The sequence below is a fragment of the Pseudomonas sp. 05T35 genome (assembly GCF_056396605.1).
In genome coordinates, this window is sequence record NZ_JBFTLU010000887.1 from 1 (window position 1) to 601 (window position 601).

General features: G+C 62.4%; 1 protein-coding gene. It reads left to right on the forward strand.

What is annotated here, in order from left to right:
* Positions 1-601: amidohydrolase family protein (locus AC1DH9_RS30495; RefSeq protein WP_477809500.1), on the forward strand; the 601-nt coding region annotated here is incomplete at both ends.

Consider the following 601-nt stretch of genomic DNA (forward strand, 5'->3'; position numbering starts at 1 on the left):
CGATCAGGGCGTCAGCTCGGTGAAGTTCCTGATGGACCTGGCCGAGCGCACCGGCTGCCTGGTGGATGTGCATTGCGACGAAACCGACGACCCGCATTCGCGCTTTCTTGAAGTGCTGGCCGAAGAAGCCCGCAGCCGCGACATGGGTTCACGGGTGACCGCCAGCCACACCACGGCCATGGGCTCCTACGACAACGCCTACTGCGCCAAGCTCTTTCGCCTGCTCGGGCATTCGGGGATCAGTTTTGTTTCCTGCCCGACCGAAAGCATTCACCTGCAGGGGCGCTTCGACAATTTCCCGAAACGCCGAGGTGTCACCCGGGTCAACGAGTTGCTGGAAGCCGGGATGAATGTGTGTTTCGGCCAGGACTCGATCGTCGATCCGTGGTATCCGCTGGGCAACGGCAACATCCTGCGGGTGCTCGAAGCCGGCCTGCACATCTGCCACATGCTCGGTTACCGCAACCTGCAAACCGCGCTGGACCTGGTGACCGACAACAGCGCCAAGGCCATGGCCCTCGGTGATCGCTATGGGCTGGAGCCGGGACGTCCGGCGAACTTGCTGATCCTGTCAGCGGACAGCGATTACGAAGTGATCCGC